The organism is Mycobacterium mantenii, from assembly GCF_001667865.1.
Taxonomy (GTDB): Bacteria; Actinomycetota; Actinomycetes; order Mycobacteriales; family Mycobacteriaceae; genus Mycobacterium; species Mycobacterium mantenii_A.
Window position 1 is genome coordinate 37,852 of record NZ_LZJP01000012.1, and the last position, 13,915, is coordinate 51,766.

Below are 13,915 nucleotides of genomic sequence, written 5' to 3' on the forward strand. Positions count from 1 at the left end.
CTAGTCCTCTCCGATCGCGATGAAAACGTTTTTGGTCTCGGTGAAGTGCAATGGTGCATCCGGACCCAGTTCACGGCCCAGCCCCGACTGCTTGAAACCGCCGAACGGGGTGCTGTACCGAACCGACGAGTGCGAATTCACGGACAGGTTGCCGGATTCGACCGCCCGGGACACGCGCAGCGCGCGGGACAGGTCGTCGGTCCAGATCGATCCGGACAGCCCGTAGCTGGTGTCGTTGGCCAACGCGACGGCATCGTGCTCGTCGTCGAAGGTCAGCACCGTGACGACTGGGCCGAAGATCTCGTCGGTGACGCACCGATCGGTGCGCTGCGGAGTCAGAACCGTTGGCGGGAACCAGAATCCGGGGCCGGACGGCGCCGTGCCGCGGAACGCGACGGGCGCGTCGTCGGGCACGTACGACGCCACCTTGTCGCGGTGCGCGGCCGACACCAGCGGACCCATCTCGGTGTCCCGGGATGCCGGGTCGCCGACGACGACGCCGGTGACGGCGGGCTCGAGCAACTCCATGAACCGGTCATAGACGTTGCGCTGCACCAGGATCCGGCTGCGGGCACAGCAGTCCTGCCCCGCGTTGTCGAACACCCCGGCCGGCGCGCTGGCGGCGGCACGCTCGAGGTCGCAGTCGGCGAAGACGATGTTTGCGCTCTTGCCGCCCAGTTCCAGCGTCACCCGCTTGACCTGAGCGGCCGCACCGGCCATCACCTTCTTGCCGACGTCGGTGGACCCGGTGAACACGATCTTGCGGATGTCGGGATGGGTGACGAACCGTTCCCCGACCACCGCGCCCCGCCCCGGCAGCACCTGCAGCAGGTCCGCGTCGAGTCCGGCCTGCGCCGCCAGTTCCCCGAGTCGGATGGTGGTCAGCGGCGTCGCCTCGGCGGGTTTGATCAGCACGGCGTTGCCCGCGGCCAGTGCCGGCGCGAAACCCCACGACGCGATGGGCATCGGGAAATTCCACGGGGTGATCACGCCGACCACACCCATCGGCTCGTTGAAAGTGACGTCCAAACCACCGGCCACCGGAATTTGCTTCCCGGACAAGCGTTCCGGGCTGGCCGCATAGAAGTTCAGCACGTCGCGGACGTGACCGGCCTCCCACTCGGCCGCCGCGATCGGATGCCCCGAGTTGGCGACCTCGAGGGCCGCCAGCTCGCCGACGTGCGCGTCGACGGCGGCGGCGAAGGCCCGCAGACCCGCGGCCCGCTCGGCGGGGGCCAGCCGCGCCCACCGCCGCTGGGCCGCCCGCGCCCGGCCCACCGCGTCGTCGACCGCCGCGGCGTCGGCGTGCTCCACCGAGCGCAGCACCTCCTCGGTCGCCGGGTTGATCAGCCGCGCGGTGCTCACCTGACGCGTCCCGCGTACGACCGGGCCGCGTCCACGATCGCGGCGAACAACCGCAGGTCTTCCAGAGACTGTTCCGGATGCCATTGCACCGCAAGCACAAACCTGTCCCCCGGCAGCTCCAGCGCCTCGACGACGCCGTCGGCGTCCCGCGCGCTGACCACCAGGCCGTCCCCGACCCTGTCGATGGCCTGGTGGTGATAGCTCGGCGCATCGGCGGACTCCCCCACCAGCGCGGCCAGCCGGGTGCCCGCCACGGTGCGTACCGGCAATCTGGTGAACACCCCGTTGCCCGCCCGGTGACCGCTGTGCCCGAGCACGTCGGGCAGGTGCTGGTGCAGCGTGCCGCCCAGCGCGACGTTGAGCACCTGGGCGCCGCGGCAGATCCCCAGCACCGGCAGGCCCCGCCGCAGCGCCCCGCGCAACAGCGCGAACTCCCACGCGTCGCGGTCGGTGCGCGGCTGGTCGGTGGTCGGGTGCGGTTGCTGGCCGTAGCTGGCGGGATCCAGGTCGTACCCGCCGGTGATCACCAGCGCGTGCAGGCTGTCCAGTACCGAGTCGACGATCGCGTCGTCCAGCGGCTGCGGCGGCAGCAACACCGCGATCCCGCCGGCCAGGATGACGCCTTCGAAGTAGTCGGCGGGCAGGTACCCGGCGCGGATGTCCCAGACGCCGGTCTGCACCTGCTCGAGATACGACGTCAGGCCGACCACCGGGCGCGAACTAGAGGCGTTCAAACCCGCGCATCCTCTCCCAATCGGTGACCGCCGCGTTGAACGCCGCCAACTCCACCCGGGCGTTGTTCAGGTAATGGGCGACAACGTCGTCGCCGAACACGTCCCGCGCGAGCGTCGAGCGCTCGAACACCGAGGCCGCCTCGGCCAGCGTGACCGGCAACCGCTCGGCGCCGGGAGCCTGATAGGCATTTCCCGCGCAGGGCTCCGGTAGCTCCAGGCCCCGTTCGATACCGTACAGCCCGCCGGCGACCATTGCCGCCACCGCCAGATACGGGTTGACGTCCCCGCCGGGGACCCGGCACTCGACCCGGGTGTTGGGCCCATGCCCGACCACCCGTAACGCGCACGTGCGATTGTCCAGTCCCCAAGCCAGCGCGGTGGGCGCGAAACTGCCGTCAGCGAATCGCTTGTAGGAGTTGATGTTCGGCGCGTAGAACAGTGTGAGCTCACCCAGAGTCGCCAGCAGCCCGGCCAGGAAACTGCAAAACGCCGACGACATGCCGTGCGGGCGGCTGGGATCGGCGAACACCGCGCCGCCCTGGAGGTCGCGCAGCGAGAGGTGGATGTGACAGCTGTTCCCTTCTCGCTCATCGTATTTCGCCATGAACGTCAGGCTCTTGCCGTGCTGGTCGGCGATCTCCTTGGCGCCGTTCTTGTAGATGACGTGGTTGTCGCAGGTGACCAGCGCGTCGGCGTACCGGAAACCGATTTCCTGCTGGCCCCTGTTGCATTCGCCCTTGACGGCTTCGAAGCGCAGGCCGGCGCCGATCATCCCCCGCCGGATATCGCGCAGCAGCGGCTCCATGCGCGACGATGCCGAGATCGCGTAGTCGATGTTGTAGTCGCTGGCCGGGGTCAGGCCGCGGTACCCGTTGGCCCACGCCTGGCGATAGGGCTCGTCGAACACGATGAATTCCAGCTCGGTCGCGACGTCGGCGGCCAGGCCGCGCCCGGTCAACCGGTCCAGCTGCCGGCGCAGGATCGCCCGCGGCGACACCGCGACCGGGCTGCCGTCGGCCCAGCCCACGTCGGCGATCACCAGCGCCGTCGCGGGCAGCCAGGGGACGCGCCGCAGGGTGGACAGGTCGGGCCTGGCCACCGTGTCGCCGTAGCCGGTGTCCCAGCTCGACATCGCATAGCCGCTCACGGTGTTCATGTCGACGTCGACGGCGAGCAGATAGCCGCAGCATTCGGCGCCGTGGGCGGCCACGTCGTCGACGAACAGCCGGGCGTCGATCCGCTTCCCAACCAGTCGGCCCTGCATGTCGGCGAACGCCACGATGACGGTGTCCACCTCGCCGGTGTCAACCAGTCGGTGCAGCGCGGTCAGCGACAGCATCGCGGTATTCGGATCGGTCACAGCGTTTTCTTCACCGGCCATGACCGTCAGTCAACCAGGCGCTACCAGGTGCTGGTGCGCAAGATGATCTCGGCGGCCAGTTGTGCAGTCGACTCCTGCACGGTGCGCCGCCCCAGGTGCACCACCCGGTATTCGGCATAGACGTAGCGCTGGCTGGCCTGGGCCACCGCCCGAGCGGCCGGCGAGCTGACCAACACGGTGGTGCCGATCTCGACCGGCGGGCAGTGCCCGTCGGTGATGGCGCCTTCGTAGTTGCCGGCCCGCGGATGGCCGCGGTCGATCACCACCAGCCCGACGAACCGGCCCAGCCGGGTTGCGGTCAGTTCCCAGGCAAGCTCGCCGCCGGCCCGGTCGCCCATGACCACGGCCCATCCGATGCTCAGCGCGTCGAGGATGCCGATCACCGACTTAGGGGTCAGGCGCGAATCGAACCCGATCACGACGGTCCGGAGCGATGCGGTGTGCAGGCGCTCGCAGACCGCGTCGTACGCCGCCGGGACCCGGTCCTCGTCGCCCAATATGACGACGACGACGCCGTTGTCTGGACCGGCTACAACAACCGGGACGGGGAACCCGTCCAGGGTGGTCATCATCGAGGACACCCAAGCACGCTACAGCCAAACGGCCTGCGTGCGCGAGGATTCTGGGCATCTGGTACGCAAATCCAAATTTTTGACCGTACCGTCAGCAACGCTGATCATCGCGGTTTTGCGGCGACTTTGCTACGGCTGCAAGCGATTTGAGAGATACGGTCGACGCGGCGGAGGACCATCAAGCAGGTTGAGAACGGCGTCGAGGTCGAGATGGGACGCCAGCAGATCCGCTGCGAGATCGAGCTGGGCATCGCGTCGCGCGGCGACGTTGATGTCGCCGGCCATGAAGCCGCCGCGGCCCGCAGCGTCGGCGACCCGGGTGAGCCACGCGCGCCGGAAGTCGTCGTTGTCCAGCAAGCCGTGCCAATGGGTCCCAAAGACCGCGCCGCGCACCACACCCTGGGAATCCGCACCGGCTGCGAACCAGCTCTCCTCGTCACAGCGGGTGACCCGCCCGTGGTGGATCTCGTAGCCGGTGAGCGGCTGCTGCCAGCGGCGCAAGGTCTTGTCGGGATGGAAGGCGATGTCGACGTCGAGCAGTCCCAGGCCGGGCACGGCCGACGCCCCGGATTCCACCGGATCGTCTAGGCGACTGCACAGCATCTGAAATCCTCCACAGATTCCCAGCACCGGCTTGCCGGCACACGCGTGTGCCGTGATCGCGTCGGCCAGGCCGAAATCGCGCAGCCACGCCAGGTCGGAGACGGTGGCTTTGCTGCCGGGAATGACGATTAGGTCGGCGTCGGCGAGGTCGGCGGGGTCGGTGACCCAGCGCACTAACACCCCGGGTTCGCAGGCCAGCGCCTCGACGTCGGTGGAGTTGGAGATCCGGGGCAACCGGATGGCGGCCACCCGCAGCCACTGCTCGCCGCGCGGAGGCGTGGGGGTGCCGATGACGCGGCGAGCGACCACCGACAGCGAGTCCTCGGCGTCCAGCCACAGCTCGTCGGCGTACGGCAGCACGCCGTAGGTCGGGCGGCCGGTCATGTCGTGCAGCCGGCGCAAGCCGGGTTCGAGCAGCGCGGGGTCGCCGCGGAATTTGTTGACGATGAATCCGGCGATCAGCGCCTGGTCGTCGGGTTCGAGCACCGCGACCGTCCCGAACAGATGCGCCAGCAGGCCGCCGCGGTCGATGTCCCCGACCAGCAGCACCGGCAAATCCGCGGCCCGGGCCAGCCCCATGTTGGCCAGATCCGTGGCGCGCAGATTGATCTCGGCCGGCGAGCCGGCCCCCTCACAGATCACCACATCGAATTCGTCACGCAGGCAGGTCAATTCGTCGAGCACGATGCTGGACAGCCGATCGCGATGCCGCACATAGCTTTTCGCGGTGACCGAGTCGGCGACCTGACCCTTGATCACCAGCTGCGAGGTGCGGTCACTGCCCGGCTTGAGCAGGATCGGGTTGAACCGCACGCTGGGTTCCAGCCCCGCCGCGCGCGCCTGAATCGCCTGGGCGCGCCCGATCTCACCGCCCTCGACGGTGACCACCGAGTTGTTGGACATGTTCTGCGCCTTGAACGGGGCGACGCGTACCCCGCGGCGCGCCAACAACCGGCACAGGCCCGCCACCACCACCGATTTCCCGGCGTCGGAGCTGGTGCCCGCGACCAGCAGCGCTCCGGTCATCCGGCAAACGTCATGGCAAGGTGAGGATTTCGACGCCGGAGTCGGTGACCAGCAGGGTGTGCTCGAACTGCGCGGTCCACTTGCGGTCCCTGGTGACCACCGTCCAGCCGTCGTCCCAGATCTCGTAGTCCAGGCTGCCGAGGTTGATCATCGGTTCGATGGTGAACGTCATCCCGGGCTGCATGACGGTGGACACCGACGGCTGATCGTAGTGCAAAACGACCAGGCCGTTGTGGAACGTGGTACCGATGCCGTGACCGGTGAAGTCACGAACAACGTTGTAGCCGAACCGGTTTGCGTACGACTCGATGACGCGGCCGACCACCGAGAGCGCACGCCCGGGCTTGACGGCGTTGATGGCGCGCATCGTCGCCTCCCGAGTGCGCTCCACCAGCAGCCGGTGTTCCTCGGAGACGTCGCCGGCCAGGAAGGTCGCGTTGGTGTCGCCGTGCACCCCGTCGATGTAGGCCGTGACATCGATGTTGACGATGTCGCCGTCGGCGATCACCGTCGAGTCGGGGATGCCGTGGCAGATGACCTCGTTGAGCGACGTGCAGCACGACTTCGGGTAGCCCTTGTAGCCCAGCGTGGAGGGGTAGGCGCCGTGGTCGACCATGTACTCGTGGGCGATGCGGTCCAGTTCGTCGGTGGTCACCCCGGGGGCGACGGCTTTGCCCGCCTCCACCAGCGCGCCGGCCGCGATCCGGCCGGCGACGCGCATCTTCTCGATCACCTCGGGCGTCTGCACCCACGGTTCGCTGCCCTCTTGGGCGGTGGACTTGCCGACGTATTCCGGGCGCGGGATACGGCCGGGCACCGGCAGAGTCGGGGACAACTCTCCGGGAGAAAGCGCGGTGCGAGCAGGCATGCGATCAGCTTAACCGCGGTGCCGCGAGCCGCTCAGAGACGCTGGCGGCGCAGCAGCGAGCGGCGCGGTCCCCGGATGACCACCGAGCCGCACACCACCCGCCCGGTCAGCACGACGTGCGGCCGGCCCTCGCCGGGCGGGTCTTTGCGACGGTCGCTGGCGCTGCCCACGTAGACCTCCACGTCGTCGATCGACGCGCTGGCGCCCTCGGGCAGTCGGACCTCCACCGAGCCGAACCTCATGTCGAGTTCGATCACCACCACCGGCCCGGCGAACCGGGCCTTGGTGAGGTCGAGTTCCACCGAGCCGAGCCGGCGGACCAGGGCCAGGCGGGTGGGCACCGTCCATTCGCCGTGGCGCTTGAGCGAACCCGCCCAGCCCCGCAGTTCCACCCGGTCGGCGGCGGAGGTGACGATGGCGCCCGGTCCCGGCAGGTCGCCGACCAGGCCGTCCAGCTCACCACGCGTGCGCGCGTAGGACACCTGCGACGAGCGCTGCTCGAACTCGTCGATATCGATCAGCCCGAGCGCGACGGCGTTGTGCAGTCGCCGCATCGTGCCGTTTCGGTCGGCGTCGGAGACACGCAGGGACACTGGGGCCACCATGTCGCCGCCGGTATCCGTCATGTTCGCAATTTACCGCCGATGCGCCCCCTGGGGGCACTCGGCGCCGGGGCGATCGCAAGCGCGGCACAGCCGGGCGCGGCGGGTCGCCGCCATCGGACCAGGGGCGATCGCAAGCGCGGCACAGCCGGGCGCGGCGGGTCGCCGCCATCGGACTACGCCAGGAAATCCGGCGGGAGCGATTCGAACATCACCTTGGTCATCCGGACGGCGTACTCCGAGCTGCCACCCCCGACGATCAGCGCGGCGAATGCCAGATCGCCGCGGTAGCCGGCGAACCAGGAATGCGAACCGCCGGGGAACTCGGCCTCACCGGTCTTCCCGTACACCGCGCCGCAGCCCGCGATCTCCTTGGCGGTCCCGTTGGTCACCACCAGCCGCATCATCGGCCGCAGCGCGTCGACCATCTTCGGGCTGATCGGCGTGGTGTCGCCCTGGACGGCGGTCTGCCGCCCCGCGATCAGCTGCGGCACCGGCGTCTTACCGGCGGCGACCGTCGCCGCCACCAGGGCCATGCCAAACGGGCTGGCCAGCACCTTGCCCTGGCCGAAACCGTCCTCGGTGCGCTCGGCGAGATCCACCGTCGGCGGCACCGACCCGGTCACGGTGGTGATGCCTTCGACGTCGTAGTCCAGCCCGATGCCGTAGCGGGTGGCCGCCTGCGTCAGGCCACGCGGCGGCATTCTGCTGCTGAGCTCGGCGAAGGTGGTATTGCACGAGCTGGCGAACGCGCGCGACATCGGCACCACACCGAGATCGAAGCCGCCGTAGTTGGGGATGGTGCGGTGCCCGATGTCGAGATGGCCCGGGCAGCCCAGCATGGTGTTCGGGGTGGCCATGTCGCGGTCGACGGCCGCGCCGGCAGTGATCATCTTGAACGTCGATCCCGGCGGGAAGAGGCCGTTAGTGGCCGGCAGGCCGTCGGCGTCGGCGCCCCCGTTCTGCGCGATCGCGAGGATCTCCCCGGTCGACGGCTTGATGACGACCATCATCGCCTTGCCGCCGCGGGTGTCCACCGCGTGCTGGGCGGCGTTCTGCACGGCGCGGTCCAGGGTGATCGACACCGACGGCGCCGGCGACCCTTCGACCTCGTGCAGCACCTCGACCTCGACGCCGTTCTGGTTGACGCTCACCACCCGCCAGCCGGCCTGGCCGTCGAGTTGGTCGACGACGGCCTTCTTCACCGCGGAGATGACCGCGGGAGCGAAATGCGGGTCGGTGGGCAGCATCTCGGGCTGCGGCGTGACGATGACGCCGGGCAGGTGCCCGACGAGCGGGGACACCTTGTCGTTGTCGTCGGGGTACAGCGTCACCCCAAGATCCACAGGGTGGGGCGTCGAGCTGGCTTGTTCGGCGAGCAGCTGCGGGTCGTTGAGGGCGCCGTTGAAGGGGTGCAGAACGTCGACGATCGCGTGCGCCGTGCCGATCAGCGCGGCTCCGGAGCCGGCTTGCGTGGCGTCCAGCGTGTAGTGGTACAGGTAGCCTGGCACCAGCACGTCGCTGCCGCCGAGCTCGTTCACCGAGGCGCGGTGCGGTCGGTCGGCCCGCAGCGCGAAGGTCTGGTGTTCGCCGAGCTTGGCGTGCAGCGCGGTGGTGGTCCACCGCACCGCCCAGCGCCCCTCGTCGCGGGCCATCTTCAGTTGGCCGTCGTAGGTCCAGGTCCGGTTCTTCGGCAGGTGCCACGTGAACCGGTAGCCGACCGTGCCGCTGTCCTCGGCGTACTTGGCGTTGAGGATCTGCGCGTCGAGGTGGGAGGCCTGCAGGCCAGACCAGGCCGCGTTGAGGGCTTCGCGGGCCTCGTTGGGGCTGTCGCTGAGCTGCGCGGCGGCCGTGGTGTCGCCGATGGCCAGGGCGCGGAAGAATTTTTCCGCGGCCGGCCCCGGGCCGTCGGGCCGCGGCGTGCATCCGGACATCGCGACGGCCGCGAGCAGCAACCCGGCCGCGACGACTACCAGTGGGGTTTTTGTGACCATTGGTACAGATGTTATGAAGCGTGACTGTCGCACCGGCGCCGACACACCGAGACGCAACCGTTATGCGGGGATTCGGGGGGAGCCAGCCTGCCGAGTGTGCGGCCAGCCGCACGTTCGCTGGTGGGTGTGCGGCTGGCCGCACACTCGCGTCGGGGCTGGTGAGCTCAGTCGAGCAGCACCGTCGCGAAGGTGCCGATCTCGGTGAAGCCCACGCGGGCGTAGGCGGCGCGGGCCACCGTGTTGAAGTCGTTGACGTACAGGCTGGCGGTTCGCCCGGTGCCGACGATCACCGCGGCGACCGTCGCGGTGCCGGCGGTGCCCAGACCCAACCCGCGCCACTCCGGGTGCACCCACACCCCCTGGATCTGACCCACGCTCGGGGATTGCGAGCCCACCTCCGCCTTGAAGACGACCTGGCCGCGCTCGAACCGCGCCCAGGCGCGCCCCGCCGTGATCAGGCTGGCCACCCGCCGTCGGTAGCCGCGGCCGCCGTCGCCGAGCCGCGGGTCAACGCCCACCTCGCCGATGAACATGTCCACGGCGGCCACCAGGTAGGCGTCCAGCTCTTCGGGCCGGACCTGGCGCACACCGGGGTCGAGCTCGCAGCTGGGGTGGTTGGACAACGCCAGCAGCGGCTGGTGGTCGCGCACGTCACGAGCCGGGCCCCACGCCGCCTCGAGCCGCTCCCACATCGGCATCACCAGCTCGGCCCTGCCGACCAGCGACGAGCAGCGCCGCGTCCCGCGCATGGCCTCGTCGGCGAACGCGCTCAGATCGGCCGGCGCGCCGCGCAGCGGGATCAGGTTGGCGCCGGCGAAGCACAGCGATTCGTCGGCGCCGCGCAGCGTCCACAGTTCGCCACCGATCGAATTGGGGTCGATGCCGTGGTCCGCCACCCGGGCCGCGACCATGCAGGACGCGACGGGGTCGTCGTCGAGCACCCGCCAGACCGCGGCCGCGTCGCGCACCACCGACACCCGTCGCTCACCGACAAGGCGGAACAGGGGCGGAGCCGACATCTGGCGAACTCTCTGTGGTGCGAACTCAAGACCAGTACGGGGCGCTGGCCTTCATCAGCTTACGGTCACGATCGGCGAACCGCTCGATGTTGTATCAGGACCGTGATCGGCCCCCATCTCCGAGGCGATTCGCATCGCCTCCTCGATCAGCGTCTCGACGATCTGGGCTTCGGGCACCGTCTTGATCACCTCGCCGCGAACGAAGATCTGCCCCTTGCCATTTCCCGACGCGACGCCCAGGTCGGCCTCACGGGCCTCCCCCGGACCGTTGACGACGCAGCCCATCACCGCGACGCGCAGCGGGACGTCCAGCCCGTCCAGGCCGGCGCTGACCTCGTTTGCCAGGGTGTAGACGTCGACCTGCGCGCGGCCGCACGACGGGCACGAGACGATCTCCAGCCCGCGCGGCCGCAAATTCAGCGACTCGAGGATCTGGATGCCGACCTTGACCTCCTCGACCGGGGGCGCCGACAGCGACACCCGGATGGTGTCGCCGATGCCGCGCGACAGCAGCGCGCCGAAGGCGACCGCGGACTTGATGGTGCCCTGGAAGGCCGGACCGGCCTCGGTGACGCCCAGGTGCAGCGGGTAATCGCACTGTTCGGCCAGCTGCTCGTAGGCGGCGACCATCACCACCGGATCGTTGTGCTTGACGCTGATCTTGATGTTGCCGAAGCCGTGCTCCTCGAACAGCGAGGCCTCCCAGAGCGCCGACTCGACCAGCGCCTCAGGCGTGGCCTTGCCGTACTTCTCCATGAATCGCTTGTCGAGCGAGCCGGCGTTGACGCCTATGCGGATCGGGATCCCCGCCGCACCGGCGGCCTTGGCGACCTCGCCGACGCGGCCGTCGAACTCCTTGATGTTGCCCGGGTTCACCCGCACCGCGGCGCACCCCGCGTCGATGGCCGCGAAGATGTACTTGGGCTGGAAGTGGATGTCGGCGATCACCGGAATCTGGCTGTGGCGGGCGATCTCGGCCAGCGCGTCGGCGTCCTCCTGACGCGGGCAGGCCACCCGGACGATGTCGCAGCCGGCCGCGGTCAACTCGGCGATCTGCTGCAGCGTCGTGTTGACGTCGTGCGTCTTGGTGGTGCACATCGACTGCACGGAAATCGGAGAGTCGCTGCCCACCCCGACATCGCGGACCATAAGTTGCCGCGTCTTGCGCCGGGGGGCGAGCGTGGGCGCCGGAGCGTCCGGCATGCCCAGGCCAATGCTCACAGTTTCAATTCCTTCTGCTATTGGAAGATCCTGATCGGGTTGACCAGATCGGCGGTCACGGTCAGCAGCATGTAGCCGACCACGAACACCAGCACGACGTACGTCGCGGGCATCAGTTTGAGGTAGTTCACCGGGGCGGCCGCCACCATGCCCCGGGCCGACCGGACCAGGTTGCGGAGCTTTTCGAACACCGCGATGGCGATGTGGCCGCCGTCGAAGGGCAGCAGCGGCACCAGGTTGATCGCGCCCAGAATGAGATTCAGCTGCGCCAGGAAGAACCAGAACGCCACCCACAACCCGTGATCGACGGTGTCGCCGCCGATGATGCTGGCCCCGACCACGCTCATCGGCGTCTGCGGGTCGCGCTGCCCGCCGCCGATCGCGTGCACGAGCGCCCCGACCTTCGTGGGGATCGACACGAGCGCCTTGCCCACCTCGCCGGTGAGGTCACCGGCGAAGGCGACGGTGGCCGGGATCGCCGTGAACACCCCGTAGTGCGCGGGCGCGACCCTGACGGCGCCGACGCCGATGGCGCCGACCGTCGACGGTTGCGGCTGACCGCCCTGCCCGCCGGCCCCGTTCGCCAGGTAGCGCTGGGTGGGGGTGACATCGACGTAGGTGGTGATCGTGGTGCCGTTGCGCTCGGCGACGATCGGGACGTTGCCGTGCGCCTTGCGGATGGCCGCGGCCATGTCGTCGAAGGTCGACACCGGGGTGTCACCCACCTTGACGATGACGTCGCCGGCGCGGATTCCGGCGAGCGCCGCCGGGCCCGGGCCGGTGCACTCCGCGATCTTGCCCGGAGCGACTTCCGGTGCCACACAAGCGGTTTCGCCTACGACCGCCTGGGTCGGCGGATGCAGGTTCGGCAGCCCCCAGATCAGGGCGATGCCGTAGAGCAGCACCAGGCAGATGACGAAGTTCGCGGCGGGGCCCGCGAACAGCACCGCGACCCGCTTCCAGGCCGCCTGCTTGAACATGGCGCGGTCGGTCTCGTCGGGAGCCAGCTCCTCCACCGAGGTCATGCCGGCGATGTCGCAGAAGCCGCCCAGCGGGACGGCCTTGAGGCCGTACTCGGTCTCGCCACGCCGCGTGGACCACAGCGTGGGCCCGAACCCGACGAAATACCGGCGGACCTTCATGCCGGTGGCGCGGGCGACCCACATGTGGCCGCACTCGTGCAGGGCCACCGAGATCAGGATGGCCAGTGCGAACAGCACAATGCCGATAACGAACATCATCAGGCTGGGGGGACCTTTCTCACACCACTCCAGAGGCTTTTGCGGACACCGTGGCGGGCTGGGCTTGTGCGACGGCACGCCGCGCCCGCTCACGTGCCCAGCGCTGCGCGTCGAGTACCTCATCCACGGTAGCGGGTGAAACGCTCCATTGGTCTGCGGCGTGCAGCACGTCGGCGATGGTTTTGACGATGGCGGGGAACCCGACCCGGCCCGCGAGGAAGGCCTCGGCCGCCTCCTCGTTGGCCGCGTTGTAGACGGCGGTCATGCAGCCGCCGGCCTGTCCGGCGTGCCGGGCCAGCTCGACCGCGGGGAAAACGGCGTCGTCCAGCGGCTCGAAGTCCCAGCTAGACGCCGTGCTGAAGTCGCAGCTGGCGGCCGCGCCCGGAACCCGCTGCGGCCAGCCCAGGGCCAGCGAGATCGGCAGCTTCATGTCCGGGGGGCTGGCCTGGGCGAGGGTCGACCCGTCGACGAAGGTGACCATCGAATGAACAATCGACTGGGGGTGCACCACCACCTCGATGCGGTCGTAGGGAATGCCGAACAGCAGGTGGGTCTCGATGAGCTCCAGCCCCTTGTTGACCAGCGAGGCCGAGTTCAGCGTGTTCATCGGGCCCATCGACCACGTCGGGTGGGCACCCGCCTGCTCGGGGGTGACGTCCTCGAGTTGGGCGGCCGTCCAGCCGCGGAACGGACCGCCGGAGGCGGTCAGCACCAGCTTGGCGACTTCGTCGGGCTCCCCGCCGCGCAGGCATTGCGCCAGCGCGGAATGTTCGGAATCGACCGGCACGATCTGGCCCGGCTTGGCGGCTCGGAGCACCAGCGGTCCCCCGGCGATCAGCGATTCCTTGTTGGCCAGCGCCAACCGGGCACCCGAGTTGAGCGCGGCCAGCGTGGGCCGCAGGCCCAACGCACCCACCAGCGCATTGAGGACGACGTCGGCCTCGGTCTCCTCGACGAGCCGGGTGACCGCCTCGGGCCCGCTGAACGGGATGGCCCCGACCTGGTCCGCGGCCCGCTGCGCGGCGCGTTCGTCGGCGACGGCGATGTTGGTCACACCGGTCTCGGCCCGCTGCCGCAACAGCGTGTCCAGGTTGGCGCCCCCCGCGGCCAGGCCGACGACCTCGAAGCGGTCCGGGTTGGCCGCGATGACGTCCAGCGCCTGGGTGCCGATGGAGCCGGTGCTGCCCAGCAGCAGCACGCGCAGCCGGTCCCGCGTTTGCCCGTCGGTCGTCGGGTTGGTCACCCATTCATTGTGCCGCCCGGCACCCGCGGGGGCCATGTGCCGGGCC

12 protein-coding genes are annotated in these 13,915 nt (G+C 69.6%); all 12 read right to left on the minus strand.

The window, feature by feature from the left end; translation table 11 throughout:
• Positions 1 to 1,365: an aldehyde dehydrogenase family protein gene (locus A5688_RS01430; RefSeq protein ID WP_067912848.1), complete on the minus strand. Its 1,365-nt coding sequence runs from the start codon at positions 1,363 to 1,365 to the stop codon at positions 1 to 3.
• On the minus strand, positions 1,362 to 2,120 hold the full coding sequence (locus A5688_RS01435) for a gamma-glutamyl-gamma-aminobutyrate hydrolase family protein (protein WP_082951347.1): 759 nt from the start codon (positions 2,118 to 2,120) through the stop codon (positions 1,362 to 1,364). The genes A5688_RS01430 and A5688_RS01435 overlap by 4 nt, the downstream gene beginning before the upstream one ends.
• A complete protein-coding gene (locus A5688_RS01440; protein ID WP_067912845.1) occupies positions 2,086 to 3,480 on the minus strand; it encodes a glutamine synthetase family protein in 1,395 nt (464 codons plus the stop codon). The genes A5688_RS01435 and A5688_RS01440 overlap by 35 nt, the downstream gene beginning before the upstream one ends.
• A gap of 20 nt (positions 3,481 to 3,500) precedes the next feature.
• Positions 3,501 to 4,052 (minus strand): alpha/beta hydrolase, encoded by a 552-nt coding sequence (locus A5688_RS01445; protein ID WP_067838630.1) that lies wholly within the window; start codon positions 4,050 to 4,052, stop codon positions 3,501 to 3,503.
• 129 nt (positions 4,053 to 4,181) lie between these two features.
• Positions 4,182 to 5,681: a cobyric acid synthase gene (locus A5688_RS01450; protein ID WP_067912842.1), complete on the minus strand. Its 1,500-nt coding sequence runs from the start codon at positions 5,679 to 5,681 to the stop codon at positions 4,182 to 4,184.
• A 10-nt stretch (positions 5,682 to 5,691) separates the two neighbouring features.
• Complete coding sequence (map, locus tag A5688_RS01455) at positions 5,692 to 6,549, minus strand: type I methionyl aminopeptidase (protein WP_067912839.1); 858 nt, start codon at positions 6,547 to 6,549, stop codon at positions 5,692 to 5,694.
• A gap of 32 nt (positions 6,550 to 6,581) precedes the next feature.
• Positions 6,582 to 7,175, minus strand: a complete 594-nt coding sequence (locus tag A5688_RS01460) for a DUF1707 SHOCT-like domain-containing protein (protein WP_067838640.1) — start codon at positions 7,173 to 7,175, stop codon at positions 6,582 to 6,584.
• A gap of 152 nt (positions 7,176 to 7,327) precedes the next feature.
• Positions 7,328 to 9,145, minus strand: a complete 1,818-nt coding sequence (locus A5688_RS01465) for a penicillin-binding transpeptidase domain-containing protein (RefSeq protein WP_067912836.1) — start codon at positions 9,143 to 9,145, stop codon at positions 7,328 to 7,330.
• Positions 9,146 to 9,309: 164 nt separating this feature from the next.
• Complete coding sequence (locus tag A5688_RS01470; protein WP_067912833.1) at positions 9,310 to 10,164, minus strand: GNAT family N-acetyltransferase; 855 nt, start codon at positions 10,162 to 10,164, stop codon at positions 9,310 to 9,312.
• A gap of 54 nt (positions 10,165 to 10,218) precedes the next feature.
• Positions 10,219 to 11,385 (minus strand): flavodoxin-dependent (E)-4-hydroxy-3-methylbut-2-enyl-diphosphate synthase, encoded by a 1,167-nt coding sequence (gene ispG, locus A5688_RS01475; RefSeq protein ID WP_067838650.1) that lies wholly within the window; start codon positions 11,383 to 11,385, stop codon positions 10,219 to 10,221.
• Between the two features lie 17 nt (positions 11,386 to 11,402).
• Positions 11,403 to 12,626, minus strand: coding sequence for a M50 family metallopeptidase (locus A5688_RS01480; RefSeq protein ID WP_067912830.1), 1,224 nt, complete (start codon positions 12,624 to 12,626; stop codon positions 11,403 to 11,405).
• Positions 12,627 to 12,645: 19 nt separating this feature from the next.
• Positions 12,646 to 13,869, minus strand: coding sequence for a 1-deoxy-D-xylulose-5-phosphate reductoisomerase (gene dxr, locus A5688_RS01485; RefSeq protein ID WP_165606977.1), 1,224 nt, complete (start codon positions 13,867 to 13,869; stop codon positions 12,646 to 12,648).
• Positions 13,870 to 13,915: the final 46 nt, after the last annotated feature.